Origin of the sequence: Streptomyces sp. NPDC001668 (assembly GCF_042893155.1) — a bacterium.
Lineage (GTDB): Bacteria > Actinomycetota > Actinomycetes > Streptomycetales > Streptomycetaceae > Streptomyces.
In genome coordinates this window covers 232,462-258,468 of record NZ_JBIAUQ010000004.1, presented here as the reverse complement: position 1 = coordinate 258,468, position 26,007 = coordinate 232,462, and the positions used below count along the sequence as shown (strand labels likewise).

Annotated in this window: 25 protein-coding genes and 1 pseudogene; 13 read left to right on the top strand and 13 right to left on the bottom strand. The window is 72.0% G+C overall.

Annotation, left to right across the window (positions count from 1 at the left end; genetic code table 11):
* Window positions 1-29: 29 nt before the first annotated feature.
* Window positions 30-1,820 carry a LuxR C-terminal-related transcriptional regulator gene (locus tag ACFYZ8_RS14560; protein ID WP_388532595.1) on the bottom strand — a complete coding sequence of 597 codons (1,791 nt, stop codon included), beginning with the start codon at window positions 1,818-1,820 and terminating at the stop codon, window positions 30-32.
* 99 nt (window positions 1,821-1,919) lie between these two features.
* Between ACFYZ8_RS14560 and ACFYZ8_RS14555 the strand changes: the two genes are divergently transcribed.
* The 3 genes and pseudogenes from ACFYZ8_RS14555 to ACFYZ8_RS14545 all read left to right on the top strand — a co-directional run bounded on the left by ACFYZ8_RS14555 (window position 1,920) and on the right by ACFYZ8_RS14545 (window position 4,022).
* Window positions 1,920-3,005: a M12 family metallopeptidase gene (locus tag ACFYZ8_RS14555; RefSeq protein ID WP_388532593.1), complete on the top strand. Its 1,086-nt coding sequence runs from the start codon at window positions 1,920-1,922 to the stop codon at window positions 3,003-3,005.
* 143 nt (window positions 3,006-3,148) lie between these two features.
* Window positions 3,149-3,555, top strand: a pseudogene (locus ACFYZ8_RS14550) (AAA family ATPase).
* 98 nt (window positions 3,556-3,653) lie between these two features.
* Entirely contained in the window at window positions 3,654-4,022 is a 369-nt protein-coding gene (locus ACFYZ8_RS14545) for a hypothetical protein (protein WP_388532591.1), read from the top strand.
* Between the two features lie 16 nt (window positions 4,023-4,038).
* On the opposite strand, the gene ACFYZ8_RS14540 is transcribed toward ACFYZ8_RS14545, so the two are convergent.
* From ACFYZ8_RS14540 to ACFYZ8_RS14490, 11 genes are all read right to left on the bottom strand, one after another.
* Window positions 4,039-5,415, bottom strand: coding sequence for an NtaA/DmoA family FMN-dependent monooxygenase (locus tag ACFYZ8_RS14540; RefSeq protein ID WP_359031096.1), 1,377 nt, complete (start codon window positions 5,413-5,415; stop codon window positions 4,039-4,041).
* A gap of 25 nt (window positions 5,416-5,440) precedes the next feature.
* Window positions 5,441-6,649: an LLM class flavin-dependent oxidoreductase gene (locus tag ACFYZ8_RS14535; protein ID WP_388532589.1), complete on the bottom strand. Its 1,209-nt coding sequence runs from the start codon at window positions 6,647-6,649 to the stop codon at window positions 5,441-5,443.
* 80 nt (window positions 6,650-6,729) lie between these two features.
* A complete protein-coding gene (locus ACFYZ8_RS14530; RefSeq protein ID WP_342364948.1) occupies window positions 6,730-6,816 on the bottom strand; it encodes a putative leader peptide in 87 nt (28 codons plus the stop codon).
* Between the two features lie 56 nt (window positions 6,817-6,872).
* The gene (locus tag ACFYZ8_RS14525) at window positions 6,873-7,670 is read right to left on the bottom strand and encodes a GNAT family N-acetyltransferase (RefSeq protein WP_388532588.1); all 798 of its coding nucleotides are present in this window, start codon (window positions 7,668-7,670) and stop codon (window positions 6,873-6,875) included.
* 58 nt (window positions 7,671-7,728) lie between these two features.
* A complete protein-coding gene (locus ACFYZ8_RS14520) occupies window positions 7,729-8,751 on the bottom strand; it encodes a transporter substrate-binding domain-containing protein (RefSeq protein WP_388532586.1) in 1,023 nt (340 codons plus the stop codon).
* 46 nt (window positions 8,752-8,797) lie between these two features.
* On the bottom strand, window positions 8,798-9,562 hold the full coding sequence (locus ACFYZ8_RS14515) for an amino acid ABC transporter ATP-binding protein (protein ID WP_359031093.1): 765 nt from the start codon (window positions 9,560-9,562) through the stop codon (window positions 8,798-8,800).
* Window positions 9,559-10,545 carry an amino acid ABC transporter permease gene (locus tag ACFYZ8_RS14510; protein ID WP_359031092.1) on the bottom strand — a complete coding sequence of 329 codons (987 nt, stop codon included), beginning with the start codon at window positions 10,543-10,545 and terminating at the stop codon, window positions 9,559-9,561. Before ACFYZ8_RS14510 ends, ACFYZ8_RS14515 begins: the two co-directional genes overlap by 4 nt.
* 157 nt (window positions 10,546-10,702) lie before the next feature.
* A complete protein-coding gene (locus ACFYZ8_RS14505) occupies window positions 10,703-10,852 on the bottom strand; it encodes a hypothetical protein (protein WP_280848005.1) in 150 nt (49 codons plus the stop codon).
* Window positions 10,853-10,958: 106 nt separating this feature from the next.
* Window positions 10,959-11,825: a glutathione S-transferase C-terminal domain-containing protein gene (locus ACFYZ8_RS14500; protein ID WP_359031091.1), complete on the bottom strand. Its 867-nt coding sequence runs from the start codon at window positions 11,823-11,825 to the stop codon at window positions 10,959-10,961.
* Window positions 11,826-11,920: 95 nt separating this feature from the next.
* On the bottom strand, window positions 11,921-12,067 hold the full coding sequence (locus ACFYZ8_RS14495; RefSeq protein WP_359031090.1) for a putative leader peptide: 147 nt from the start codon (window positions 12,065-12,067) through the stop codon (window positions 11,921-11,923).
* A 116-nt stretch (window positions 12,068-12,183) separates the two neighbouring features.
* Window positions 12,184-13,896, bottom strand: a complete 1,713-nt coding sequence (locus tag ACFYZ8_RS14490; protein WP_388532582.1) for an IlvD/Edd family dehydratase — start codon at window positions 13,894-13,896, stop codon at window positions 12,184-12,186.
* A gap of 316 nt (window positions 13,897-14,212) precedes the next feature.
* Here ACFYZ8_RS14490 and ACFYZ8_RS14485 point away from each other — a divergent pair, with 316 nt between their 5' ends.
* From ACFYZ8_RS14485 to ACFYZ8_RS14440, 10 genes are all read left to right on the top strand, one after another.
* Window positions 14,213-15,289 (top strand): zinc-binding dehydrogenase, encoded by a 1,077-nt coding sequence (locus tag ACFYZ8_RS14485; protein WP_388533735.1) that lies wholly within the window; start codon window positions 14,213-14,215, stop codon window positions 15,287-15,289.
* A 76-nt stretch (window positions 15,290-15,365) separates the two neighbouring features.
* Window positions 15,366-15,965: an acyltransferase gene (locus tag ACFYZ8_RS14480; RefSeq protein ID WP_359031088.1), complete on the top strand. Its 600-nt coding sequence runs from the start codon at window positions 15,366-15,368 to the stop codon at window positions 15,963-15,965.
* Window positions 15,966-16,219: 254 nt separating this feature from the next.
* Complete coding sequence (locus tag ACFYZ8_RS14475) at window positions 16,220-17,380, top strand: hypothetical protein (RefSeq protein ID WP_388532580.1); 1,161 nt, start codon at window positions 16,220-16,222, stop codon at window positions 17,378-17,380.
* Window positions 17,377-18,147 (top strand): WecB/TagA/CpsF family glycosyltransferase, encoded by a 771-nt coding sequence (locus ACFYZ8_RS14470; protein ID WP_359031086.1) that lies wholly within the window; start codon window positions 17,377-17,379, stop codon window positions 18,145-18,147. Before ACFYZ8_RS14475 ends, ACFYZ8_RS14470 begins: the two co-directional genes overlap by 4 nt.
* Window positions 18,147-19,406 (top strand): nucleotide sugar dehydrogenase, encoded by a 1,260-nt coding sequence (locus ACFYZ8_RS14465; RefSeq protein ID WP_388532579.1) that lies wholly within the window; start codon window positions 18,147-18,149, stop codon window positions 19,404-19,406. Before ACFYZ8_RS14470 ends, ACFYZ8_RS14465 begins: the two co-directional genes overlap by 1 nt.
* A gap of 3 nt (window positions 19,407-19,409) precedes the next feature.
* Complete coding sequence (gene wecB / locus ACFYZ8_RS14460) at window positions 19,410-20,525, top strand: non-hydrolyzing UDP-N-acetylglucosamine 2-epimerase (protein WP_359031084.1); 1,116 nt, start codon at window positions 19,410-19,412, stop codon at window positions 20,523-20,525.
* Between the two features lie 51 nt (window positions 20,526-20,576).
* Window positions 20,577-21,428, top strand: a complete 852-nt coding sequence (locus ACFYZ8_RS14455; protein WP_388532578.1) for a Wzz/FepE/Etk N-terminal domain-containing protein — start codon at window positions 20,577-20,579, stop codon at window positions 21,426-21,428.
* The gene (locus tag ACFYZ8_RS14450) at window positions 21,391-22,887 is read left to right on the top strand and encodes an oligosaccharide flippase family protein (RefSeq protein ID WP_388532577.1); all 1,497 of its coding nucleotides are present in this window, start codon (window positions 21,391-21,393) and stop codon (window positions 22,885-22,887) included. Before ACFYZ8_RS14455 ends, ACFYZ8_RS14450 begins: the two co-directional genes overlap by 38 nt.
* A 374-nt stretch (window positions 22,888-23,261) precedes the next feature.
* Window positions 23,262-24,317: a hypothetical protein gene (locus ACFYZ8_RS14445; protein ID WP_388532576.1), complete on the top strand. Its 1,056-nt coding sequence runs from the start codon at window positions 23,262-23,264 to the stop codon at window positions 24,315-24,317.
* A gap of 11 nt (window positions 24,318-24,328) precedes the next feature.
* Window positions 24,329-25,120 carry a glycosyltransferase family 2 protein gene (locus ACFYZ8_RS14440; RefSeq protein WP_359031080.1) on the top strand — a complete coding sequence of 264 codons (792 nt, stop codon included), beginning with the start codon at window positions 24,329-24,331 and terminating at the stop codon, window positions 25,118-25,120.
* On the opposite strand, the gene ACFYZ8_RS14435 is transcribed toward ACFYZ8_RS14440, so the two are convergent.
* On the bottom strand, window positions 25,113-25,997 hold the full coding sequence (locus tag ACFYZ8_RS14435; RefSeq protein WP_359031079.1) for a glycosyltransferase family 2 protein: 885 nt from the start codon (window positions 25,995-25,997) through the stop codon (window positions 25,113-25,115). The two genes, ACFYZ8_RS14440 and ACFYZ8_RS14435, sit on opposite strands and share 8 nt — an antisense overlap.
* Between the last annotated feature and the right edge of the window lie 10 nt (window positions 25,998-26,007).

Genomic DNA, 26,007 nt, shown 5'->3' with positions numbered 1-26,007 from the left:
GGTCAGACCGCCCCGGTCCGGTGTCCGGCTCAGGCCGGCTGGGCCTCGGGCAGCTCCACCAGGCACGGCAGCGCGTCGCGGTCGCTCGCGCCGAGGCGGGCGTACGCGCTGTAGAGGTGGTTTCCGACCGTACGGATGGACAGGGTGAGCCTCTCCGCGATCTGGCGGTTGCTCAGGCCGGTGGCCGCGAGGGTGACGACCTGCCGCTGGCGGGCCGTGAGTTCGCCGAGGACAAGCCCTGACAGGGCCGGGGTGCGGGCGCCCTGACAGCGGCGGGCCAGGGCGACGGCCCGGGTGCGTGCGGTACGGGCCGCGCTCGGGTCGCGGTGCGCCCGTACGGCCTGGGCGTACGCCTCGGCCGCGAAGAGCAGGAAACCGCGCTCCTCCAGCGCGTGCGCCGCGCGGTCCAGGGCGGGACCGTCACCCCGGGCGAGCGCGTCGGCGTGGGCGGCGAAGACACCGGTCAGACGGCCGGCGGCCCGCTCGGGCGTGCCGAGGCGGACGGCGTCGTACGGCTCCTCCCCGACCGTGTCGACGGCCGTGTCGAGATCACCGCGGGCGGCGGCCGACCAGGTGGCGGCGGGGCCGTTCGGGCGTGCCGTGGGCTCCGGGTGCCCCGACTGCGCCGCGGCCAGGGTGAGTTCGAGGCGGCAGGCCGGGTCGTCGGCAGCGGTCCGCAGGCCTTCCCGTGCCCAGGCCGCGGCCTCTCGCAGCTCCCCCCGCAGCCGGGCGAACCGGGCTCGGACGGCTGCGTGGCGGGGCGGGATGCCGGCGCCCTCGGCCACGAGCCACTCCCCCACCGGGGCCGGGAGGGCCCGTACGTCCGTCGCGGCGATCGCCCGGGTCAGGGCGGCCGTCTCGGCGTCCAGGGCGGCCGCGCAGCTGCCCGGGGTGCGGGCCAGGCGTCGGGCCCTGAGGCGTCCGGCGGCCGCTCGCAGCACCGGGCCGTGGAGGGGGTGGGCGAGGCGGGCGGCGCCTTGTTCGTCGACGTGGACCAGGCCCTCGGCCTCCAGGTGTTCGAGGGCGTCGAGGTCGAGCGTGCCGGTGTCCGTCGGGAGCGGCTCGCCGAAGGCCAGGCGGTTCAGGGTCTCCCGCTCGCCGGGACCGGTGCGGTCGAGGAGGTGCGCCGTGCGTTCGCGCACGCCCGCCGTGATCGGCACCGGCCCGCGCCATTCCCACTCGGCCGAGTCCGGGACCCGGTGCACCAGCCCCCGCTCGCGCACCGCGTCCACCAGCTCGCGCAGCAGGCGCAGATCGCCCTGGCAGAGGCGGTACAGCCGGTTGACGGTGAGGGCGTCGGGGCCGCCGGCGCCGGCCGCGAGCAGGTGCGCGGTCTCCTCACGGGGCAGCGGTTCCAGGGCGAGCCGAGGCAGGAGTTCCCCGGTCCACAGACGGGAGATCGCGTCCGGTGCCGGTGCGCCGTCGGTGGCGACCACCAGGAGTCGGGTGCGGCCGTGCACCGCGAGCTGGTGGATCAGGGCCGCCGAGGCGTCGTCCAGCAGATGGGCGTCGTCGACGAGCAGCAGCCGTACGCCTGCGAGGAGTTGGACCGCGCGGTGCAGGGACTCCGTCTCGGGCAGCAGGTGGGCGAAGGCGGCGAACGGGAGTCCGCTGGTCCCGGGGGTGCCCGCGACCCTGGCGCAGTCGGTGCCGCGCACGGCCTCGGTGACGAGCCGGCTCTTGCCCCGGCCCGCGGGACCGGTCACCGCGATGCCGTGCCGTCCCCCGGCGACCGACCTGCGGATCAGCTCGAGTTCGTCCTGGCGCCCGGTGAACGGCCAGGGCAGCTCCAGGGTCTTCGCGTCCCGTTCGAAAGTCATCACGGAAGCAAGAGCACCGCTACTCAGTCCTGATACAGGGGGACTTGAGTAGCCCCCGACTCAGGCGCCCCCGGGTGGCCCGACGGCACGCTGAACCCCATGACCGCACGCTACTGCTCCCTGGCGCAGCAGTCGGCTCCGGCGTTCGCGCCGGGGCTGGCCGCCGAGCGGCTGGGTGCGCTCATCGGCGGCAGCCGGATGTGGGTCGACAACACGGTCCTGCACTACTGCTTCTTCGCCGGCGACACCGACGGGTCGGTCATTCCGGTTCCGGGGACGGGGCAGTCCCGTCGGGTGTCGTGGGGCGGCGCCGAGGAGCAGCGGGACGTGGTGCGCGAGTGCTTCCAGGAGTGGCAGGACCTCGGGATCGGGGTGCGGTTCGCCGAGGTCGGCGACCGTTCGGAGGCCGAGCTGCGCATCGGGTTCCAGATCGGCGACGGCTCCTGGTCGACGGTGGGCAGGGACGCGCTCCTGGTCGGTCTGAACGAGCGCACCATGAACTTCGGCTGGGACCTGACCGCGCCCGGGGAGCGCGGGACGGCCCTGCACGAGATCGGGCACGCGCTCGGCATGCTGCACGAGCACCAGAGTCCGTTCGCCGGGATCCACTGGGACGAGGAGGCCGTGTACGCCGATCTGGCGGGCCCGCCGAACTTCTGGAGCCGGGACCGGACGTTCTTCAACATCCTGCGCAAGCTGGATCCGGACGAGGCCAACGGCTCCGTCTGGGACCCGCAGTCGATCATGGAGTACCCCTTCGAGGCGGGGCTGATCCTGGAGCCGGAGCAGTTCCGCGCGGGGCTCGACCCGCCCGGCACCCTGTCGGCCGCCGACAAGGAGTACGCCCTGCGCTGGTACCCGCCGACCGAGCAGGGCCGGCCGCCGGGGCTGGAGCCCTTCCGGTCCGTACCGCTCGGGCTCGGTCCGGGTGAGCAGGCCGACTTCACCGTGGAGCCGCCGGAGACCCGCGAGTACACCGTGGGCACCTTCGGTGACGGGGACACCGTCGTCGTGGTCTTCGAGGAACGGGACGGAGAAGCCCGCTACCTCGCCGGCCGCGACGACGGCGGCACTCCGCACAACGCCACGCTCAAGGCCCGTCTCGTGAAGGGCCGCCGCTACTTCGTCCGGGTGCGCCTGTACTCCGCGTGGGGGTCGGGGGAAACCGCGGTCATGTGCTGGTGACAGCACAGCCGGGCCGCACACGGACGAGGCTGGACCATCTGTCCGGCGCCGGGGGAATGGCCGGTGCTCGCCGCCTTCGGGGGAGGGAGACGAGCGCCGGCCACGCGGCGTTCAGCGGCAGAGGTGAGGGTGAGACCGGGCGCATGCTGATCGTCATCGGTGGTCTTCCGGCCACCGGCAAAACCACTCTCGCAAGGCTCCTGGCGTCTCGCACGGGCGCGGTTCATCTGCGGGTCGACACCATCGAGCAGGCGATCGTCCGCTCCGGACTCACCCGGCATCCCGTGGGGCCGGTGGGCTACGTCGTGGGGTACGCCCTCGCCGAGGAGCAGCTGAGGCAGGGACTCACGGTCGTCGCCGAGTCGGTCGGCGTCGGGTCACCTCACGCTCGGTCGACATCCCCGACCTGCCGCTGCCCACCTGGCGCCAGATCGTCGACCGGGAGTACGAGCCGTGGGATCGGTACCGCTTGGTGGTCGACACCGCGGGGCGGGAGCCCGAGGATTCGTTGGGGCCGTTGATCGAGGCAATGGCCACCGAACTCCCTTAGCGGTGCCGTGAGATGAGAGGGCGCGAGCGGCGAGTTGGCGGCCGGTCGGACGGCCGTAGCATCATCCGTGAAGCCCCCGATCAGCAGGGAGACAGCGCGTGATCACCGGATATGTCATCGGCGAGAGCCTCAGGACGGGCGCGGTGTTCGAGCCGCGTGGGCTGCGGTTGCGGAACGTCAGCAGGGTGGAGATCGGCGGGGCCGCCGACGCGCAGCCGCCGGTGTGGACGCTCGTCGAGTGGGAGAGCGACGGCGAGGATGTCGGGGCGCTCGCGGACGCGCTGGCCGACGCCCTGGATCCGGAACTCGGCTGGTACGCCGACTTCGTGGCCGGCGACGAACGCGTGGTGGTGTTCGCCGGGAAGGTGTTCCGCTATCGGCGCGGCGACGAGGCGGGCCGCGCCGAAGCGGTGGCGTACGGACGGTCGACGGGTACTCCTGAGCATCAGCTGGACTGGGCCGAGTGACCCGGTCCGGCAAGCCCTAGGCCACCCGCTCTTCGTCCTTGACGTCGTCGGGGTGGGCGAGGCCGAGGTGGTGGCGCAGGGTCGGGCCCTCGTAGTCGGTGCGGAAGACGCCCTGTTCCTGGAGGAGCGGTACGACCTTGTCGGCGAAGGCGTCCAGGCCGGTGGGGGTGATGTGCGGAACGAGGATGAAGCCGTCGCTCGCGTCGGCCTGGACGTACTCGTTGATGGTGCGGGCGATCGTCTGCGGTGAGCCGATGAAGTTCTGCCGGTTGCCGGTGTGGATGACCAAGTCGCGGATGGACCAGTTGTTGGCGGCGGCCAGTTCGCGCCACTCGCGGGCCGTGGCCAGCGGGTCCCGGTACATGCGGACCTGGGCGCGCCCCTTGGAGATGTGGTTGTCGCTGACGTCCGGGTCGATGTCGGGGAGCGGTCCGTCGGGGTCGTAGGAGGACAGGTCCCGGTTCCAGACGAACTCCAGGTGCTTGAGGGCGGTGGCCCCGCTGACCTGCTGGCGTCGGACGGTCCGCGCCAGTTCCTCGGCCTCGGCGTCGGTGTCGGCGAGGGCGAAGGAGGCGGCGGGCAGGATCAGCAACTGGTCGTGGCGGCGGCCGTACTTGGCGAGGCGGTTCTTGACGTCGGTGTAGAAGGCCCGGCCCTCGTCGAGGGTGGCGTACCGGCTGAAGATGGCGTCGGCTGAGGAGGCGGCGAACTCGCGGCCCTCCTCGGAGTCACCCGCCTGGAAGATCACCGGGCGGCCCTGCGGAGAGCGCGGCACGTTGAACTGGCCGTGGATGTCGAAGTGCCGACCGGTGTGGACGAAGGAGCCTGCCTTCGCGTCCCGCAGGAACACCCCCGAGGCCTGGTCGGCGAGGATCTCGTCGCCCTGCCAGGAGTCGAAGAGTTCGTGGGTGGTGGCGAGGAACTCCTTGGCGCGGGAGTAGCGCTCCTCCTGCGGCAGGAAGCCGCCGCGGCGGAAGTTCTCGCCGGTGAAGGCGTCCCAGGAGGTGACGACGTTCCAGGCGGAGCGCCCGCCCGAGAGGTGGTCGAGGCTGGCGAACTGGCGGGCCACCTCGTACGGCTCGTTGAAGGTGGAGTTGATGGTGCCGGTCAGCCCGAGGTGCTCGGTGACGGCGGCCAGCGCGGCCAGGACGGTGAAGGTGTCGGGGCGGCCGACCACGTCCAAGTCGTAGATCTTCCCGCCCTGTTCGCGCAGGCGCAGGCCTTCGGCGAGGAAGAGGAAGTCGAACTTGGCGCGTTCGGCGGTCTTCGCGAAGTGCGCGAAGGAGCTGAACTCGATGTGGCTGCCCGCCTGCGGGTCGCTCCACACGGTGGTGTTGTTGACGCCGGGGAAGTGCGCGGCCAGGTGGATCTGCTTCAGAGGTTTGCCGGTCATGTCGGTGCGGTCCTTCCGGGCTGGCTCAGGCGGTGGCGGCGTAGCGGTTGGCCGGGCGGGCAAGGCCCAGCAGGCCGCGCAGGGTGTCGGCCTCGTAGGCGGTGCGGAAGAGGCCCCGGCGCTGGAGTTCGGGGACCAGGCCCCGGGTGATGGCGGGCAGATCGTGGCCGAGGACGGCGGGCCGCAGCCGGAAGCCGGTGAGCCCTGCCGCCTGGAACTCGGCGAGCAGGTCGGCGAGTTGGGCCGGGGTGCCGGTGAAGACGCGGGCGTCGCTCCGGTACGGCTGGCCCGCGACCGCGTCGAGACGGTCCCGGCGGGCGGCCGCCGCTGCCGGATCGTCGTCGAGGAAGACCACCAAGTCGCCGAAGACATGGAGGAGTTCACCGGACCGGCCGGCCGCCTCCTGCTCCGCGCGGATCTCGGCGAGGATCGCGCGGGCCTGGTCGGTGTCGTGCGGGGTGACGTAGCCGACATCGGCCTGGCGGGCGATCAGCCGGTAGGGCACGGTCTGGTGACCGAGGGCGGTGACGAGCGGCTGGCCCTGCGGCGGGCGGGGGGTGATGGAGGGGCCCTTGACGCTGAAGTGCCGTCCCTCGAAGTCGATGTAGTGCAGCTTGTCCCGGTCGATGAAGCGGCCGGTGGCGGCGTCGCGGATCTCGGCGTCGTCCTCCCAGCTGTCCCAGAGCCGGCGCACGACCTCCACGTGGTCGGCGCCCTCGTCGAAGAGGTCGGTGACGAGTTCCTGGGCCTCGGGGCTGTCGTAGGCCTCGATCGGGGGGATGGTCCGGCGGCCGAAGTGCGCGGCCTCGTTGGGGCGGGCGGTGATCTGGACGCGGACGCCCGCGCGGCCGGTGCTGACGTAGTCGAGGGTGGCGATCGCCTTGGAGACGTGGAAGGGCTCGGTGTGGGTGACCACGGCGGTCGGGACGAGGCCTATGTGGCGGGTGAGCGGTGCGATGCGTGAGGCGATCAGGACGGCGTCGAGCCGGCCCCGGACCTGGTCGGTCCGCTCGTCCGGGTGGAGGAAGTGGCTGGACTGCGGGCCGAGTCCGTCCTCGATGGTGACGAAGTCGAGCAGGCCGTGCTCGGCCTCGGCGACCAGGTCGGCCCAGTATCCGGCGGTGAACAGGTCCCGGGGGCGGGCGACCTGCTCGCGCCAGGAGGCGGGGTGCCAGCCGGTGCCGTCGAGGGCGACGGCGAGATGCAGCAAGGAGGAGGAAGAAGATGGGGACACGGGTGGGTGCCTTCCTGGAGGTCCGTACGAGAGGCCGGCCCGCGGATGGGCGGACACGGCGGCTGGGGCAGCTGGACGGGTCAGGAACAACAGAGCGCGGCGGACACGCGCTGGAGATCGATGTGGGGCCGGGAGTGGAGGTGGGCGGAGCGGAGTGTGCTGATCACGCCCGTCACCTCCTCCTTCTGGGCGCGCGACGGCGCCCGGCGGATTTCGTCGTGAGTCACAACACCCCGGCCTCGCGTGCTGTTCCCGGACTGCGGACCAAGAGGACGGGTGAGCGGCGGCGCAGGGTGAAGCCGATCGACTCGTAGAGCCGGATCGCGTGCGTGTTGTCGGCTGCGGCGTGCAGGAACGGGATGTCCCCGCGCTCCCGGATACCGGCGGCGACCGCGCGGACCAGCCGGGTGGCCAGACCCCGGCCGCGGTGGTCCGGGTCGGTGCAGACCGCGCTGATCTCCGTCCAGCCGGGTGGCCGGATCCGCTCACCGGCCAGGGCGATCAGGCGTCCCCGCTCGCGGATGCCCAGGTAGGTGCCGAGTTCCGTGGTCCGCTCACGGAAGGGGCCCGGCTTGGTGCGAGCGACCAGGTCCAGGATCTCGGGCACGTCGTCGGGGCCGAGCCGTACCGCCTCGGGGGCGGGTTCGGCACGCAGCGCGGTGTCGACGAGCTGGACGCCCTCCCCCATAGCCTTAAGGGCATGGGAGGTACCCCCACCCCCGCCGACGACCTCCCAGCCTGCGGGCACCGTCTCGACGGGCTTGATCCGTACGGTCGTTCCGGGGCCGACGAGCGTGCGCAGGTCGGCCCAGGCGGCCGGATCCGCGGGATCGGCGACAGCGGCGAAGGCGTAGACGTCGTCCGGGTAGCGGGCGGCCCGGCCGACGCGTTCGGCGAGGTACGCGTGCGGGCCGTCGAGGGCGGCCCATACGGCGTTGTCGAGGACGGAGGTGTGGTGCGCGGAGTGCGTGACGGGTCTCGGGGAGGCTCCGCCTCCGCGGACTTCGATCTGCCGGGCCACGGAGGCGAAGCCCCCTTTCACGTCAACGGGTGTGTATGCCAGTGCTGTTGGACGGGTGTCAGGAGTTGTCCAGGGGCAGTCCGGGCGGGTTGACCTCCGCCTTGGAGACGGCGTCGTTGGAGAGGTTCCAGGAGGCGAGCCACTTGGCGTACTGGCCGTTGTCGATCAGGTAGTTGATGGCGTCGGCGAGAGGCTTGGCGAGCCCGCTGCCCTTCTTGGCGGTCGCGGCGATCAGGCCCTGGAGCGACTCTCCGGCACCGGAGTACTGGCCCGCGATGCGGGTCGCGTCGGGTGTCTTCGCGGTCTGGGTGACGTGGTAGGAGAGGTTGGGGCTCGGGCCGAGATAGGCGTCGATCTTTCCGCTGCCCAGGGCCAGGTAGATGCTGGGGCTGTCCTGGAAGTACTTGATGGTGAGCTGCTTGCCCTCCTTCTTCAGCCGGCTCTGCCACTCCAGCAGGATCCGCTCCTGGTTGGTGCCGGCGCCGACCGAGACGGTCTTGCCCGCGAGGGCCTCGTAGTCGCCGTCGAAGGTCCACTTGGAGGTCTTGAGCGTCTCGAAGGCGAGGTCGTCCTTGCGGTAGGAGGCGAACTCGTACTTCTGCTTGCGTTCCTCGGTGTCGGTGATGTTGGAGAAGCCGACGTCCACCTTGCCGCTGTCGATGCCGACGAAGAGGTTCTCCCAGGTGAACCGCTTGACCTCGGGTTCAAGGCCGAGGACGGCGGCGACCAGGCGGGCCAGGTCGGCCTCGGAGCCGGTGAGGGTCTTCTGGTCGCTGCCCACGAAGCCGAGCGGCGGGGCACCGGAGGGCAGGGTGCCGGAGCCGATGACCAGCTTGCCGCTCTTCTTGACGGCGTCGGGCAGTTCGGCGCTGATGGACTTCACCTCGGCGACCTTGAGGGCGGTCTCTTTGGCTGCGCCGTTGGAGAGCCGGCCCACGGTGACCGTGCCGGCGCTGTCGCCGGTCCGGGTGGCGGCGTCGCTGTCACCACCGCAGGCGGCGAGCCCGCCGGCGAGGGCGGTGACGGTGGTCGCCGCAGTGATGCCGCGTATCAGGCTGCGTCGGGAGATGCGAGTGGGCATGGCTGTCCTTGTCGTGTCGATCGGGGTACTGAGGGAGGGGGTGGGTTCAGAGGACCTTGCTGAGGAAGTCCCGGGTCCGCTCGTGCCGTGGCCGGTCGAGGACCTCGGAGGGCGGGCCCTGCTCGACGATGCGGCCGCCGTCGATGAAGACGACCCGGTCGGCGATCTCGCGGGCGAAGCCGATCTCGTGCGTCACGATGACGAGGGTGGTGCCGCTGGTCGCCAGGTCCTTGATGACGGCGAGGACCTCGCCGACGAGTTCCGGGTCGAGTGCGGAGGTCGGCTCGTCGAAGAGGATGACACCGGGGCGCAGGGCGAGGGCGCGGGCGATGGCCACGCGCTGCTGCTGACCACCCGACAACTGCCGTGGATAGGCACCCGCCTTGTCGGCCAGGCCGACCCGCCCGAGGAGTTCCCGGGCCAGCTCCTGGGCCGCGGCCTTGGCGAGCTTCCCGGTCGCCACCGGGGCGGCGGCCACGTTGTCGAGAACGGTCAGGTGCGGGAAGAGGTTGAAGTTCTGGAAGACGAACCCGATACGGCTGCGCTGGGTCAGGATGGCGCGCTCGCTGAGCTCCTTGAGCCGGTCGCCCTGCCTGCGGACGCCGATCAGTTCGCCGTTGACACTGACGTGGCCGATCTCCGGCTTCTCCAGGTGGTTGATCACCCTGAGGAGGGTGGATTTGCCGGACCCGGACGGGCCGAGGACGACGGTGACCTCGCCGGGGCGGACGGTCAGGTCGACACCGTCCAGGACGCGGTGGGCGCCGTACCACTTGTGCACGCCGTGCACTTCGAGAGCGGCGGCGGTCATACGGAGGCCTCCCTGCGGATGCGGGCCGTGAGGTCGGTGAGTGAGGCCCGCAGTTTCTGGAGCGGGGTCGGCGGCAGGGAGCGGGTGGCGCCCCGGGCGTAGTGCCGCTCGACGTAGAACTGGACGACGGACACGGCGCTGGTGAGGATCAGGTACCAGACGGTGGCGACCAGGAGCAGCGGCACGATGTCGCCGGGGTAGGTGGCGCCCATGGACTGCACGGTGCCGAACAGGTCGAGGAGGGAGACGTAGAAGACCAGCGAGGTGCTTTTGATGAGGCCGATGAGCTGGTTGACGTAGTTCGGCGTGATGGAGCGCAGCGCCTGCGGGAAGACGATCTTCCTGAACTGGTAGCTCTTCGGCAGTCCGAGTGCGGAGGCTGCCTCGTGCTGGCCCTGGTCGACGGAGAGGATGCCGCCGCGGACGACCTCGGCGGCGTAGGCCGCTTCGTTGAGGCTGAGTCCGATGACGGCGATGACCATGTCGGTGGCGAGCCGGGACTCGTCGAAGCTGAAGAAGGCCGGGCCGAAGGGGACTCCGACGCTCAACGTCCGGTACAGGGCGGAGAAGTTGTAGAGGAAGAGCAGGACCACGATCAGCGGGATCGAGCGCAGGGCCCAGACGTAGGTCCAGCTGACCGCCCGCAGCACCGGGCTCTTCGAGAGCCGGGCCAGGGCGAGCAGGATGCCGCCGAGCAGACCCAAGACCGCGCTGTACGCGGCCACTTCGAGGGTGATCAGGAGCCCGTCGAGGACCGTGGGACGCAGGAACCAGTAGCCGAAGCGGTCCCACTGGTAGAAGGGGTTGGTCGCCAGGCCGTGCACGAACTGGGCCGCCAGGACCAGGACGACGGCGGTGGCGATCCAGCGGCCCGGCCGCCTCAGCGGCAGAACTCGCTGTGCAGCGAGCGTTTTTGACGGGGCGTCGGTCTGCCGCGGCGGTGCCTCGGTGACGGACACGGCGGCACCTGGGGGTTCACTCATGAGGGGGCTCCGGCAAGGTCGGGTTGCCCCTGGGACACGGCGAACAGGGCGTACTACGGCGGTAGGACGCGACGCGCGGGCACCGGGGGCTGGGCGGACGACGGCACACCGCGCGTGCGGTGTTCGTCAGGAACGCGGGGGCTGCGGAGGCGGTACGTCAGCCCCGGCAGCGGGCACGGCCCGGTGCGGTACACAGTGCGCTGCTCACGCGGAGCAGGTCGACGGCCCGGTTGGCGACGAGCGGGTCGCCGTACGGCCGTACGCAGCCCGGAGAACGGCGTGCGGCCGTCCTGGGAGCTGCGTACATGTCGGTCACCGTCGCTGTTCTCGGGAGTCCTTGAGGAACTCGTGTGGGGCGTAGGTTAAGTCGGTTGCCGGAAGTCCTGTCAACGCCGGTCCAGCAGGTGGAACGATCAGGACGCGCGGCCGGCGTGCGCGGCCCAGTCCAGAATCTGTACGGCGGCCCCGGCGGCCTCCAGGCCCTGGCAGTGGGCGTGGTGCCTGCGGGCGATGCCGTCGAGGTCGAGGTGGGTGCCGAAGGCCGGGTGGGCGGTCAGGCGGCGGGCGTAGGCCCACAGGGTGGGGTGGCCGGCGATGGCCCGCACCGCGGACGCGTCGAGGTGGTCGCGGTGCACGGTGTCGAGTTGCACCAGCGTGACCCACAACTCGACGTCGGCGGCGGTGACGTGATCGCGGATCAGGTACGCGCGTCCGACCAGCCAGCGGTCCAACGAGCCGAGGAAGCCGAGCAGTTGGTCCAGGGCGGCGGCACGGTCCACGTCGTCGCCGCCCGCCGACCCGGCCTGCTGCGCGGCCCGCGCGATGCCCCGGCACATCCGCTCCACGGCCTCGGTCTCCGACTCCGCTCCGCACGGGTACAGCGCCGGGCGGCCGCCGCCGAAGTGGCGGGCCAGGTCGCGGGTGATGTCGGCGGTGTGGGTGCTGACGATCCGCCCCGACCAGTCGTCGCTGAGCACCGGTGCGACGGCCGCGCCGGTGTACCGGTGCGCGCTGGCCTCGTAGAGCGGGCGCAGCGCGGAATGTCCGCCGTCGGGACAGTCGGGGACGGGGTCCAGGAAGGTCACCGGACAGACGTCGTCGAGGCCGAGCAGGCTGTGCACGACGGCGATGCGCAGACCGTCCGCACAGGCGGTGGCCAGGTGGAGCCGGTAGCGGCGCGGCACGGCGTAGTGCCCGCTGCGCGGGTCCCGGCCGATGCGGCCCCGGAAGGCGGGGGCGGAGTCAGTGCTGGGGACATGGGCGAGCGGCGTGACGGACATGGGTCTCCCCGGGGTGTCGGTGCGCAGACGTACGCGCGGCGGAAGCGTCGTCGGTCCGGAAGTGAGCGTCAGGAGAGGGAGGGGGCGGCCGCGGCTCAGCCGGGGTGGCCGCGGCGGGCTCGGTCCTGGGGCCTGATCGCGCTGCAGACGCGCTGCAGATCGATGTGACGGCGGGAGGTCAGAAGGGGCGAGGGTCGCGACGTACGGCTCACTCGGCCGTCGGTCGACTCAAGGCGCCCCATGTTTCCCTACCTGTTCACTAGGATTCCCATCTGGAGTGTCGATCGGGCCGGGGCGCGCGTCAAGAGGGCGTCCACGAGGTGGGCAGGGGCTGGGCCCGCTCCGCCGCCCTCCCCGGTCAGTGCGACTCGCGGCTGACCTCCGAGCCGCTGGAGCCGACGAGGAAGTCCAGGTCGGCGCCTTTGTCGGCCTGCTGGACGTGGTCGACGTACAGCCGCTCCCAGCCGCGCCTCGGGTTGGCGAAGCCCTCGACGGTGGCCGCGTCCGGGGTGCGGGCGGCGAGTTCGGCGGCCGGCACCTCCAGGTCGATGCGGCGGGCCCCGACGTCGAGGCTGATGACGTCCCCGGTCCGTACGAGGGCGAGCGGGCCGCCCGCCGCCGCCTCGGGTGCCACGTGCAGGACGACCGTGCCGTACGCGGTGCCGCTCATCCGGCCGTCGCAGACGCGGACCATGTCCCGCACCCCCTGCTCCAGCAGCTTGGTGGGGAGCGGCATGTTGGCCACCTCGGGCATGCCGGGGTAGCCCTTGGGGCCGCAGCCGCGCAGGACCAGGACGGAGTCCGCGTCGACGTCCAGGTCCGGGTCGTCGACGCGGGCGTGGAAGTCCTCGATGCTGTCGAAGACGACCGCCCGGCCCCGGTGGCGCAGCAGGTGCGGCGAGGCGGCCGCGGGTTTGATCAGCGCCCCGTCGGGGGCGAGGCTGCCGCGCAGGACGGCGATGCCGCCCTCCTCGACCAGGGGCCGCGCGCGGGTCCTGATCACCTCGGCGTCCCAGATCGGGGCGTCGTGGAGGTGGTCCACCAGCGGCTTGCCCGTGACGGTCAGCGCGTGGGGGTCCAGGAGGTCCGCGACCTCGCGCAGCACGGCGAGCAGGCCGCCGGCCCGGTGGAAGTCCTCCATCAGGAAGCGCCCGGCGGGCTGGAGGTCCACCAGGACCGGCACCCGGGAGCCGATGCGGTCGAAGTCGTCCAGGGTCAGCTCGACACCCAGCCGGCCGGCGAGGGCGAGGAGATGGACGACCGCGTTGGTGGAGCCGCCGATCGCGGCCAGCGCCACGATCGCGTTGTGGAAGGACCCCTTGGTCAGGAAGATGCCGGGACGGCGGTCCGCGGCCACCAGCTCCACCGCGAGGCGTCCGGTGCCGTGCGCGGCCTCCAGCAGCCGGCTGTCCGGGGCGGGGGTGCCGGCCACCCCGGGGACGACCGTGCCCAGGGCCTCGGCGACCAGGGCCATGGTGGAGGCGGTTCCCATGGTGTTGCAGTGTCCGCGGCTGCGGATCATCGACGACTCGGAGCGGGTGAACTGCTCCTGGGACAGCGTGCCGGCGCGGACCTCCTCCGACAGCCGCCACACGTCCGTGCCGCAGCCCAGCGGGGTGCCGCGGAAGGTGCCGGTCAGCATCGGCCCGCCGGGCACCACCACGGCGGGCAGGTCCACCGAGGCGGCGGCCATCAGCAGGGACGGAATCGTCTTGTCGCAGCCGCCCAGCAGCACCACGCCGTCGAGGGGGTTGGCCCGCAGCATCTCCTCGGTGGCCATCGCCGCCATGTTGCGCCAGAGCATGGCCGTGGGCCGCACATTGGTCTCGCCCAGCGACACCACGGGCAGGTCGAGGGGGATGCCGCCCGCCTCGTACACCCCGTCGCGGACGGATCGGGCCACCTCGTCCAGGTGCGCGTTGCAGGGCGTGAGGTCGGAGGCGGTGTTGGCGATGGCGATCTGGGGGCGGCCGGTGAAGGCGTCGGCCGGGACGCCCCGGCGCATCCAGGCCCGGTGGATGTAGGCGTTGCGGTCCTGCCCCGCGTACCACTGCGCGCTGCGAAGGCCCATCGCTCGGCTCTTTCCGGTGATCGGTACGGCGGTCTACTATCCGGAACGCGATGCAGCATACGCAGGCGCTTCACGCTTCGACAGCCCTCGCCACGGAGGCTGCGCGGGGAGACGGCCCGGCACCCGGGCGGGGGCGACGAGTCGGCCCAGACGGTCGGCAGCCCCGACCACGTGCCGCGTCCGGCCGCTGTTGGAGCCACCGGCTGCCCGGATCGGCGACAGGCCCAGCCGGTCCGTGGTACCGCGCCGTAGCGCGCCCACAGTGAAGGAGCCCCTCCGTTTGAACACCCCCGAACCCCCGCCGACCGCCGCCGAGATGCGTGCCTTCGTGCTCACCGCGCCCGGCGAGTTCGCGGTCCGGGAAGTACCCGCGCCCGTCGCCGCGCCCGGTGAGGTCGTCGTCGATGTCGAGCGGGTCGGTGTGTGCGGCACGGACCTGGAGTTCTTCACCGGCGCCATGACCTATCTGCACCAGGGACACGCCGGCTATCCGATGCGTCTTGGCCACGAGTGGGCCGGACGGGTGCGGACGGTCGGCGCCGGGGTCGATCCCGGCTGGGTCGGGCGACGGGTCATGGGCGACACCATGCTCGGCTGCGGGACCTGCCGCCGTTGCCGGCGCGGGCGGCAGCATGTGTGCGAGAAGCGCGAGGAGGTGGGCATCCGGGGCGGCCGGGCCGGTGCCCTGGCCGAACAACTCGCCGTTCCCGCGGGGTCGTTGCACGCGCTGCCCGACTCCGTGGACCCGGTGCTCGGCGCGCTCGTCGAGCCCGGCGGCAACGCCCTGCGAGCCGCGCGGGCCACCGGTGCGGGACCCGGCGACCGGGTCCTGGTGCTGGGGCCGGGCACGATCGGTCTCCTGGTCGCGCTGTTCGCCCGGGCCGCCGGTGCGGAGGTGCACCTGATGGGCGCCACCGAGGACTCCCTCGCCTTCGCGCGTTCGCTGGGCTTCCCGCACTCCTGGCGCGAGGACACGCTGCCCGACCTGCCGTTCGACGCGGTCGTGGACGCCAGCAACGCGGTCCGTCTGCCCGCACTCGCCCAGGAGTTGGTCGAACCGGGCGGGCGGCTCGTGTACATCGGGCTGGCCGGCGAGCCCAGCAGGATCGACACCCGCGCGCTCGTGCTGAAGGACGTGACGGCCGTGGGCGTCCTGTCGGCCTCCCCCGGGCTGGACGCCACCATCAAGGCGTACGCCGAGAAGGTCGTGGACCCCAGGCCGCTCGTGGCCGCCACCGTCGCGCTGGACGCGATCGGCCCCGTACTCGCCGGCGAGCGGCCGCCCGGTGCCGGTCCGGGCCCGAAGATCCACGTCGATCCCGGCCTGGTCCGAGTCCGTCCACGCGAGGGAACGTACTCACGAACGGAGGCTGGTATTCCGTCCACGCGGTGATCAGACTCGGTCCGTCAAGGACACCGTCGACATGCTCGGCGACAGACATGCTCGACGAGACGAAGGGTTCCGACCGGTGAACTTCAAGGTGCAGCCGACCGCCCAGGTCGACGAGACGGCGGCGATCGGCGAGGGGACGACGGTCTGGGATCTGGCCCAGATCCGCGAGGACGCCCGGCTGGGGAGCGGGTGCATCGTGGGCCGGGGCGCCTATGTCGGCCCCGGGGTGCGGATCGGGGACAACGTGAAGCTCCAGAACTACGCACTGGTCTACGAGCCCGCGGTGCTCGGCGACGGGGTGTTCGTCGGCCCGGCAGCGGTCCTCACCAACGACTACTTCCCTCGGTCGGTGGACCCGCAGGGCAGGCTGAAGCGCGGCGACGACTGGGAGGCCGTGGCGGTGGAGGTGGCCGAAGGGGCGTCCCTCGGGGCGCGTTCGGTGTGTGTGGCACCGGTCCGCGTCGGCCGCTGGGCCCTGGTCGCCGCGGGCGCCGTGGTGACCCGTGACGTGCCCGACCACGCGCTCGTGGCCGGTGTTCCGGCGCGCCGCATCGGCTGGGTGGGCCGGGCGGGCGTACGACTGGTCGAGCGGGACGGCGAAACGGGCGTGTGGGAGTGCCCCGAGACGGGCGCGCTGTACGACGAGAAGGACGGCGGACTCGTCGAGCGCGCATGACTCCTGTTTCCGCCAAATCGCAAATCTTCGAACATTCACCGGCATAACATGTGTGCGAACTGTGCAGACCAAGCACAATGGGCGCACGAACCAGTAGTGCCCAGGGGGGGTTACCGGGTGGAAACACCTATGCCTGAAATCGGGATCGGCACCAGCTCCGACGCCTGACGTCCGCCTGCCTTCCACCGCCCGGCCGTCCACGCCGCGGCGCTCACAAGTCTGCGCAAAAACAGGGGGGTTGGTGTGTCCAACCGATGAGCATCACACGTCTGGCCGCGCTCGGTCGTGAGGAACCGACGCTGCTGCCACTCGCCCAACGACTCCTCACGGTCGCCGAGTCGGGGCTGCCCTCGATGCTGCTGCCCGGCGGTGAGGCCTTCGCCTTCACCATGGCCGGCCGGCAGACCGCCGCGGGTTCCTGGACCCTGGAGCGGCGCGGGACCAGCACCCGGTACGCGGCCATCACCGCGCTGGGAGTGCGGTTCCTCCCGGAGGACCGCCAGCGCGCGGTCCTCGGCGGGCGCAGTGCCGAGGAGTTCACCGGCCTGCTGATCGAGTCGCTGCCCGGCGTCACGAACCTCGGCGACGCGGCCCTCATCGCCTGGGCCGCCGCGGAGACCGGCCACCCCAAGCTGTCCGACGCCGTGGCCCGGGTCGACGACCTGGACGTGGAGGGCAGGCCGCAGTACACCGTCGAGGCGGCCTGGGTGCTGTCCGCCCTGGCGGCGGCGCGCGACACGGTCGACGTGGAGAGACGTTTCTCCGTGGCCCGGGACCGGCTGCTGCGGGCCCGTGTCGGCGACAGCCCGCTCTTCCCGCACGCCACCGGGCCCGGCCTGGTGCCCTGGTACCGGGCGCATGTGGCCTGCTTCGCCGACCAGACGTATCCGCTCCAGGCCCTGGCCCGGGCCCACGCGAGCGACGGGGCCGGCGATCCCGAGGCACTGTCCGCCTCCGAGGCCTGTGCCGCGCGCATCTGCGAACTCCAGGGCGACGGCGGGCAGTGGTGGTGGCACTACGACGCGCGCACCGGCCAGGTCATCGAGGGCTACCCGGTCTACAGCGTCCACCAGCACGCCATGGCGCCGACCGCGCTGTTCGACCTCACCGACGCCGGTGGCAGCGACTTCGGCGCGGCGATCCGCAAGGGCCTCGGCTGGATGACGGCCGTGCCCGAACTGGCCGGAAACCCCGAGCCGATGATCCTCGACGAGCTCGGCGTGACCTGGCGCAAGGTCTACCGGGGCGACCCGAAGAAGGCCGTACGCGCCGCTCGCGGGCTCTCCACCCGAGTGGCTCCGGGCCTGCGTCTGAAGACCCTGGACCGGGTGTACCGCCCGCTCTCCGTGGACCGCGAATGCCGGCCGTACGAGTTCGGCTGGATGCTCTACGCCTGGCAGGGGGGCCGGATATGAGTGAGCGCCGGACCCTCTTCGGGGTCGAGCTCGACCCGCTGACCATGGACGAGACCGTCGAGCGCTGCCTGGACGCGGTGCGGGACGGCCACCAGCTGGAGATCGGCGTGGTCAACGCCGCGAAGCTGGTGAACATGCGGCGCGACCCACGCCTGGCCGAGGCGGTGTCGGGCTGCGACCTGGTCGTCGCCGACGGGCAGGCCGTGGTCTGGGCGGGCAGGGTCCTGCGCGCCCCGCTGCCCGAACGGGTGGCCGGTATCGACCTGTTCCTGCGGCTGCTGGCCGAGGCGGAGTCGGCGGGCATCTCGGTGTACTTCCTCGGCGCCAAGGAGGAGGTGCTGGAGGAGATGCTGCGCCGGGTGGCCGACCGCTTCCCCGGTCTGAAGGTCGCCGGCAGCCGCCACGGCTACTTCGACGACTCCCAGCAGGAGGACATCGCCGCGGACATCGCCCGCAGCGGCGCCCAGATGCTCTTCCTCGGCATGACCTCGCCGAAGAAGGAGATCTTCACCGCCGCCCACGGCGCGCGGACCGGCGCCCACGTGGTGCACGGGGTGGGCGGCTCCTTCGACATCCTCGCCGGGGTCACCAAGCGGGCCCCCGCCTCCTGGCAGCGGCTAGGGGTCGAGTGGCTCTACCGCGCGCTCCAGGAGCCGCGCCGGCTGGGCAAGCGCTACGTCACCACCAACACCGCCTTCCTTCTCATGACGGCGCGGGAGTTCCTCCGCTCCACCCCGTCGACCGCTCCCGCGAACAGGAGTCACTGATGCGTGTCGTCGTGGTTGGACAGGGTTACGTGGGCCTCCCGCTGGCCATCCGGGCCGCCGAGGTCGGCCACGAGGTGATCGGGTACGACGTCGACTCCCGGCGGGTCAAGAGCCTCGCCGCCGGTGAGTCCTTCGTCGAGGACGTCACCTCCGAGCGGATCCGCGCGGCGCTGGACAGCGGCGCCTACCGGCCGAGCGAGGCGGCCCGGGACTGCGGCGGCTTCGACGTCGCCGTGGTCACCGTGCCCACCCCGCTGCACGAGGGCACCCCCGACCTGCGGTACATCCGTGAGTCGGCGGTCACCCTCGCCCGCTATCTGAGACCCGGGGCGACCGTCATCCTGGAGTCGACGACCTACCCCGGTACGACCCAGGAGATGTTCGCCCCGATCCTGGAGGACGGCTCGGGCCTGACCGCGGGCACCGACTTCCAGCTCGGCTACAGCCCCGAGCGGATCGACCCCGGGAACACCGTGTGGGGCTTCAAGGAGACCCCGAAGGTCGTCTCGGGCGTCAACGAGGCCTCACTGAAGGCCGTTCAGGACTTCTACGACGAACTCGTCGACACCACGGTGCCGGTGGGCTCGCCGAAGGAGGCCGAGCTCGCCAAGCTGCTGGAGAACACCTTCCGGCATGTGAACATCGCGCTGGTCAACGAGATCGCGATGTTCGCCCACCACCTGGACATCGACGTCTGGCAGGCCATCGACGCGGCCTCCACCAAGCCGTTCGGCTTCATGCGGTTCACGCCGGGCCCCGGCGTCGGCGGCCACTGCCTGCCGATCGACCCCTCGTACCTGTCCTGGCGGGTGCAGCGCGAACTCGGCCAGAGTTTCCGCTTCGTGGAGCTGGCCAACGACATCAACAACCACATGCCCGAGTACGTGACGCGGCGGGTCGGCGACCTGTTCAACGAGCGGCGCCGCTCGGTCAACGGCTCGCGCGTCCTGCTGCTCGGCCTGGCGTACAAGAAGAACACCGGCGACGCCCGCGAGTCGCCCGCCCTGCGCATCTCCCAGCTGCTGCTCGACATGGGAGCGCAGGTCAGGGCGGCGGACCCGCACGTCGTGGAGAGCCTGCCGGTGGACACCCGGCTGGTGCGCGTCGAACCGACGCCGGAGGAACTGGCCTCCGCCGACGTGGTGGTCCTGCTCACCGACCACGACGCCTTCGACTACGAACTCGTCGCCGAACACGCCCCCTTCGTCCTCGACTGCCGCCGCCGGCTGCCGTCGGGCCCCACCATCGAGGTGCTCTGAACCATGCCGCGCATCGTCTGCGTCGCGGGGGCCCGCCCCAACTACATGAAGATCAAACCGGTGATGGACGCCCTGGAGAGCCGGGGTGCCGAGGTGATCCTCGTCCACACCGGGCAGCACTACGACCCGGCCATGAACGACGTGTTCTTCGCCGACCTCGGCATCCGGCCGCCCGACCGCTTCCTCGGAGTCGGTTCGGGCAGCCACGCCGAGCAGACCGGACGCGTGATGACCGCGTTCGAGCCGCTGCTCGCCGAGCTCGCCCCGGACATCGTCGTCGTGGTCGGCGACATCAACTCCACCCTGGCCTGTGCCCTGGTCACCGCGAAGGCGGGGCCGCTGCTCGCGCACGTCGAGTCCGGGCTGCGCAGCCGGGACTGGAGCATGCCGGAGGAGGTCAACCGGGTCGCCACCGACCGGGTCAGCGACTATCTGCTGGCCCCCTCCCCCGACGCCGTGGAGAACCTGCGCGCCGAGGGATACCGGGACGACCAGGTCCACCTGGTCGGCAACGTCATGATCGACACGCTGCTCGCCAACCTGGAGCGGGCCAGGGCCTCGGACGTCCTCGACCGGTACGGCCTGGCCAAGGGCGAGTTCGGTCTGGTCACCCTGCACCGCCCGGCCAACGTGGACGACCCCGAGGTTCTCGCCGGGCTGCTCAAGGCGCTCGGTGAGATCGCCGGCCGGCTGCCGTTGCTGCTGCCCGTGCATCCGCGCGCGGCCGGCCGGCTGGCCGAGATCGGCGTACCCGGCGGTATCCAGCTGGTGCCGCCCGCCGGTTACCTGGACTTCATCGCCCTCCAGGACGCCGCGCGTGTCGTGCTGACCGACTCGGGCGGGATCCAGGAGGAGACCACCGCGCTGGGCGTGCCGTGTGTGACCCTGCGGGACAACACCGAGCGGCCCATCACCGTCGACCAGGGCACCAACGTGCTGGCCGGCCGGGACCCGGCCCGGATCGTGTCCGTCGTGCACCAGGTGCTGGACGCGCCTCCCTCACCGCGTCGGCCGGAACTGTGGGACGGCCACGCCAGTGACCGGATCGCCGAGGTCCTGCTGGAGGGAGGCACGGCGAACACCCGTCCGAGGCCCACCGATCGAACGTTCCCCATATGATCCGCTTGCAACATATGCTCGTCGAACATTTGGGCGCGAGGGGGGACCACCATGGATCTCGCTGAGATCTTCCGGGTGATGCGAAGGCGCTGGTACGTCCTGCTGCCGGGACTGCTGCTGACCATCGGCCTGACGGTGGCCGTGGCGCTGACGGTCCCGGTCACCTACCAGTCGCAGAGCACGGTGGTCCTGCTCAACTCCGAGAAGGCCACCAAGGCCTACGACGGCAATCCCTTCCTCAGCACCCAGACCTCGCTGACCGGCATGGCCGACAGCCTGGCCCGCAACCTCAACTCCGACGCCTCCCTCCGGGAGCTCAAGTCCCGGGGCGCCACCGGCACGTTCGAGGCCAAGCTCGCCGACAACGCGCAGGGGCCGCTCATGTGGCTCACGGTGACCGGCACGGACAAGAAGGCCGTCCTGAAGTCGGACCGCATCCTGACCGCGTACGCCGACGAGCGGCTGGTGCAGTTCCAGAAGCAGCAGTCGGTCACGACGAACGCCATGATCCGCATGACGACCATCGTGGCCCCGCAGAACCCGGCCGCGCAGACCAAGACCCGGCTGGAGTACATGGTCATGGCCGGGGGGCTCGGTCTGGTCCTCAGCCTCGTCGCCACCTTCTACGCGGAGGCGCGCCGACGGCCGCGTCCGCCGGTGCCGCGGGAGGAAGCCGCGCAGCCCGCCGCCGGGCCCGAGCCGGTTGCCGAGGCGCGGGAGTCGGTCGCCGAGCAGACGATGGCCCTGCGGACGCCGCCCAGTTGGTCGCGGTCCGCCGAGAAGAGGCGCGCCGAAGGGCCGGGGGGCGGGCGGTCCGTCATGACCGTGGCACCCGCCGACGAGGCGCTCGACGAGGAGTCGACACATGGACAGCGTTCGCACACCGGACAGCGAGAGAACTGAGACGGGCGACAGTCCGTCGTCTCCCGCTGCTGCCTCCCTGGGCAGCAAGGTCCGTTCCGCGGCCCGCTGGAGCCTGATCAACACCGTGGTCATGCGCCTCGGCAACTTCGCCACCGGCATCCTGCTGGCCCGGTTCGCCCTCGGGCCCGCGGAGTGGGGTGTCTACGGCATCGCCCAGACCGTGCTCCTGGTCCTGCTCTCCGCGAACGAACTGGGCGTGAGCCTCGCCATCATCCGCTGGGAGGGCGACCCGCGCCGCTTCGCGCCGACCGTGCTGACGCTGAGCGTGCTGTCCAGCGGCCTGCTGTATGTCGCCCTGTTCCTCTCGGCGCCGACGGTGGCCGGGCTGCTCGGCTCGCCCGACGCCTCGGGTGTGCTGAGGGTGATGTGCCTGTGCCTGGTGATCGACGCGGTGGCGCATGTGCCCGCCGGCATCCTGACCCGGGAGTTCGCCCAGGGCAGGCGGATGGTCATCGACGCGCTCAACTTCGTGCTCAGCACGGCCGTGACCCTGGCGCTGGCGTTCGCCGGCTGGGGCGCGATGAGCTTCGCCTGCGGCGCGGTGGTGGGCAACGTCGCCGCGCTCGTCGGCTGTGCCGTCGCCGTCCCCGGGACCCTGCGGTTCGGGTGGGACCGCGAACAGGCACGCGCCCTGCTGAAGTTCGGGCTCCCGCTGGCCGGCGCGAGCCTGCTCGCCCTCGCCGTGGTCAACGTGGACACCATGGTCGTGGGCTCCTCCCTCGGCCAGATCTCGCTCGGTTTCTACGTCCTGGCGTTCAACATGTCCGGCTGGCCGGTCCGCGTCATCTCCGAGGCGGCCCGCCGCGTCTCCTTCGCCGGCTTCTCCCGCCTGGCCGACTCCCCGCAGGCCCTGGCCCAGGGCTTCAGCCGCGCCCTGGGCGTCCTGGTCACGGGCACCGTGCCGCTGTGCGTCCTGCTGGGCGGCCTCGCGGCGCCGGTCATCCACCTCGTCTACGGCGGCAAGTGGCTGCCGGCCGCCGAGGCGCTGCCGTGGCTGATGGCCCTGGGCCTGATCCGCATCGTCTGCGAACTCGCCTACGACTGTCTCGTCGCGGTCGGTCAGCGCCGCTCGCTGATCCTCGTCCAGGGACTGTGGGTCTCCGCCCTCGTCCCGGTCCTCATCGTCGGAGCCCGGCACGGCGGCATCGTCGGCGTCGCCCAGGGCCATGTCCTGGTCGGGGCCGGTCTCGTCGTCCCCGTGTTCCTGTACGCCCTCGCCCGTGCCGGAATCGGCCTCGCCCCCCTCGCCAGGGCCTGCGCCTGGCCGTTTCTCGGGGGCGTGGCGATGACCCTGGTGCTGCTCGGGGCCAAGCGGCTGCTGGGCGACGGCACCCTCGCCCTGTTCGCCGTCGGCGCGACCGCCCTGGCCTGCTACGCGGTGTGCGTGCTGCCCAGCCGACGCTTCCTGCTCGGCCCCCGGACCCCGGAGACCGCATGATCACGCTCCGCCGACTCCTCGTCGGCCCGGCGCCTTTACCGACGGCCGCCTGCTCCTCCGGAGGCGAAAGGGCCCACCGCGCCGAGCCCACACCCGCACGAACACCCCGGACCGCCACCGGCCCCACACGCGTGCGCGCTGCCCAGCCGCCGCTTCCTGCTCGGCCCCCGGACTCCGGAGACCGCATGACCACGCTCCGCCGACTCCTCGTCGGCCCGGCGCCTTTACTGACGGCCCCCTGCTCCTCCGGAGGCGAAAGGGCCCACCGCACCGAGCCCACACCCACACGAACACCCCGGACCGCCACCGGCCCCACACGCGTGCGCGCTGCCCAGCCGACGCTTCCTGCTCGGCCCCCGGACCCCGGAGACCGCATGACCACGCTCCGCCGGCTCCTGGTCGGCCTGGCGCTTTTACTGACGGCCGCCTGCTCCTCGGGGGGTGAAAAGGGCGACCGTGCCGAGCCGACGCCCACACGAACGCCCTCGGCCGTCGCCGACCCCACACCGTCCGAGAGCGCCTCGGCCTCCGTGAGTCCGGGTATCTCGACGCCCACCCACAGGCCCAAGCCGTCCGCGCCTTCCCGTTCTCCTGACAGGACCCCGGCCACCACTGCCGCGCCCGCGCGAGCGGGGTTCCCGGACGCCGGCAACACCGGCCCCCGGGTCCGGCTCAAGCCGCGCGCCGCCGGGAACATGAGCGTCACGACCGACGGGGCCGTCATCAGGGGCCAGGACATCACCGGCTCGCTGGACGTCTACGCGAACAACGTGACGGTCGTCGACAGCAGGATCACCTCCACCAACTGGTGGGGCATCAACCTGCGTCCCGGCTACCGCGGGCTGAGGGTCCTGCACACCACCATCACCGCCGTGCCGGGCAAGGGCCCCGACAACGGCGGGGTGAACTACGCCGTCTCCAACATGGGCAGCAGCTCCATCGAGGTCGGCTGGTGCGACATCTCCGTGTTCGGCAACGCCCTCTCCATGGGCCAGGGCCACCTCCACGACAACTACGTCCACGGTCTGGTCCCCTTCCGCAACAACGGCGGCGAGTGGCAGCACACCGACGCGGTGATCAGCGGCGGCGGCAGCCAGGGCAAGCTGGTCATCCGGCACAACACCCTGCTCAATCCGGTCCCCGTGGACCAGGGCGCCTCGGCCGCCGTCGGCCTGTTCGCCGACACCGGCCATGTCTCCAACACCGTCATCGACGACAACCTGCTGGCCGGTGGCGCCTACGCCCTCTACGGCGGCGGCGACGGCGCCACCGGGATCACCGTCACGAACAACGTGTTCTCGACCCGGTACCACCGCAACTCCGGCGTCTACGGAGCCGTCACCGCCTGGAACGCGGGCGGCGCGGGCAACGTGTGGCGCGGCAACCGGTTCTCCGACGGCACCCCCATCACCCCCGAACCGGCAGGCTGAGGAAGAGGATCATGCGACGCATCGCCCGCGCACCCTGGGAGCTCCTCAAGCGCGCCTTCGGCTGGCTGGTCCTGTTCGAACTGCGCAACAAGGTGCTGCTGCTGCCCTCGGCGGTGCGGCTGCGTCGCCTCGAGAACGCCGAGGTCCGCCGCCTCACAGGTGTCGTCGGGCCGGTTCCCCAGGCCCTGGTCGCGACCGTCATCGCCACCCACCGCCGCCCCGACGCGCTGCGCGCGGCGGTCGCCTCGGCGCTGGCCCAGACGGTGCGCGACCAGGTCGTCATCGTCGTCGACGACGGCGCCGGGCTCCCCGAACTCCCGGACGATCCACGGCTGTTCGCCGTCTCGCTGGCGCGCAACACCGCCGTGGCGGGCATCGTGCGCAATGTGGGCATCCGCCTCACCCGCTCGCGGTACGTGGCGTTCCTGGACGACGACAACCTGTGGGAACCCGACCATCTGGAACGGGCGTTGGCCGTCCTGGAGCCCCCCGGCGGCCCCGACGGCGTCTACACGGCACTGCGCCGCCTCCTGCCGGACGGTACCGAACGGGACGTCCTGTCCGTGGAGTTCGACCGCCACCGGGCCGCCCGGGAGTCCTTCCTGGACACCAACGCCTTCGTGGCCCGGCGCGACGGTTCCCTGCACTTCAGCCGGGTGCGCCGCACGCCGGAGGTGCTGCCGCGCGAGGACTGGGAGCTCGTGTACCGCTACAGCCGCACGCACGCCGTACGCCATGTGCCGCACCCCACCGTGCGGTACCTGGTGAACCCCGGGAGCTTCTACACCACGTGGTCTAGCTGAGCGCTCCCGGTCGCAGCAGCGCGGCGGCCGCGGCCCTGCTGGCCGGTCGGCCGAGGACGGCCCGTGACGTCTCCCGCAGCAGAACGGCGGCCCGGAAGCAGGCGGTCGCGACGGCTCCGTGGCGCCGCCGGTACAACCGCACCCGGTTGACCGTGAGCAGGGACCACAGCCGGGGCGAGACCTGCGAGTCGCCGCCGAGGTGGACCGCCTCGGCCGACGGCTCCAACTGGGTGGCCCAGCCCAGGTCGCGGGCCCGCAGGCAGTACTCGGTCTCCTCCGAGTAGAGGAAGAAGGACTCGTCCCAGGGCCCGCAGGCGGCCCGGCACTCGGCCGAGATCGCCATGAGCGCGCCGGTCGCCCAGTCCGCGCGGGTGGGCCGCCGGTAGGCCCCGGGGTCGGTGACGAGTTCGCTCAGGCGCGGGAAGCGCCCGGCCCGCCGGTTGCCGATGACGGCCTCCCCGAGGGCCCGCAGCACGCTCGACTCCCGCCGCAGCGAGTGGTGGGGTGTGTCCCGGCCCTCCTCGTACAGCAGGGGTACGGCGATCCCGACGCCGTCGCCGAGACTGTCGACCAGGCGCTTGGCGCAGCCCTGGCGCATCCGGATGTCCGGGTTGCAGATCAGCGCCACCCCGTGTTCCCCGGCGGCCCTCAGCGCCGCGTTGACCCCGGCCGCGTACCCGGCGTTGCGGCCGGTCTGCACGACGGTCGCGTCGGGGGCCAGCCTGGCGAGGACCTCCACGGTGTCGTCGGCGGAGTCGTTGTCGGCGACGACCAGCCTCCAGTCGAGGCCGGCCATGCCGTCCGGGAGGGCTTCGAGGAACCCGGGGAGCACCTTGGCGCTGTTCCAGGTGACGACGATGACGGCGACGGGGCTCAACGGGACTCCA

Excerpts from the sequence above, each read along its gene's own strand:
- ACFYZ8_RS14515 (WP_359031093.1), bottom strand. The coding sequence starts at position 9,562 with ATGACCGCCGCCGCTCTCGAAGTGCACGGCGTGCACAAGTGGTACGGC.
- ACFYZ8_RS14475 (WP_388532580.1), top strand. The coding sequence starts at position 16,220 with ATGAGCATCACACGTCTGGCCGCGCTCGGTCGTGAGGAACCGACGCTG.
- ACFYZ8_RS14445 (WP_388532576.1), top strand. The coding sequence starts at position 23,262 with ATGACCACGCTCCGCCGGCTCCTGGTCGGCCTGGCGCTTTTACTGACG.
- ACFYZ8_RS14470 (WP_359031086.1), top strand. The coding sequence starts at position 17,377 with ATGAGTGAGCGCCGGACCCTCTTCGGGGTCGAGCTCGACCCGCTGACC.
- ACFYZ8_RS14440 (WP_359031080.1), top strand. The coding sequence starts at position 24,329 with ATGCGACGCATCGCCCGCGCACCCTGGGAGCTCCTCAAGCGCGCCTTC.
- ACFYZ8_RS14505 (WP_280848005.1), bottom strand. The coding sequence starts at position 10,852 with ATGTACGCAGCTCCCAGGACGGCCGCACGCCGTTCTCCGGGCTGCGTA.
- ACFYZ8_RS14520 (WP_388532586.1), bottom strand. The coding sequence starts at position 8,751 with ATGCCCACTCGCATCTCCCGACGCAGCCTGATACGCGGCATCACTGCG.
- ACFYZ8_RS14490 (WP_388532582.1), bottom strand. The coding sequence starts at position 13,896 with ATGGGCCTTCGCAGCGCGCAGTGGTACGCGGGGCAGGACCGCAACGCC.
- ACFYZ8_RS14450 (WP_388532577.1), top strand. The coding sequence starts at position 21,391 with ATGGACAGCGTTCGCACACCGGACAGCGAGAGAACTGAGACGGGCGAC.
- ACFYZ8_RS14455 (WP_388532578.1), top strand. The coding sequence starts at position 20,577 with ATGGATCTCGCTGAGATCTTCCGGGTGATGCGAAGGCGCTGGTACGTC.
- ACFYZ8_RS14510 (WP_359031092.1), bottom strand. The coding sequence starts at position 10,545 with ATGAGTGAACCCCCAGGTGCCGCCGTGTCCGTCACCGAGGCACCGCCG.
- wecB (WP_359031084.1), top strand. The coding sequence starts at position 19,410 with ATGCCGCGCATCGTCTGCGTCGCGGGGGCCCGCCCCAACTACATGAAG.
- ACFYZ8_RS14560 (WP_388532595.1), bottom strand. The coding sequence starts at position 1,820 with ATGACTTTCGAACGGGACGCGAAGACCCTGGAGCTGCCCTGGCCGTTC.
- ACFYZ8_RS14485 (WP_388533735.1), top strand. The coding sequence starts at position 14,213 with ATGCGTGCCTTCGTGCTCACCGCGCCCGGCGAGTTCGCGGTCCGGGAA.
- ACFYZ8_RS14540 (WP_359031096.1), bottom strand. The coding sequence starts at position 5,415 with ATGACCGGCAAACCTCTGAAGCAGATCCACCTGGCCGCGCACTTCCCC.
- ACFYZ8_RS14495 (WP_359031090.1), bottom strand. The coding sequence starts at position 12,067 with ATGGGGCGCCTTGAGTCGACCGACGGCCGAGTGAGCCGTACGTCGCGA.
- ACFYZ8_RS14465 (WP_388532579.1), top strand. The coding sequence starts at position 18,147 with ATGCGTGTCGTCGTGGTTGGACAGGGTTACGTGGGCCTCCCGCTGGCC.
- ACFYZ8_RS14555 (WP_388532593.1), top strand. The coding sequence starts at position 1,920 with ATGACCGCACGCTACTGCTCCCTGGCGCAGCAGTCGGCTCCGGCGTTC.
- ACFYZ8_RS14500 (WP_359031091.1), bottom strand. The coding sequence starts at position 11,825 with ATGTCCGTCACGCCGCTCGCCCATGTCCCCAGCACTGACTCCGCCCCC.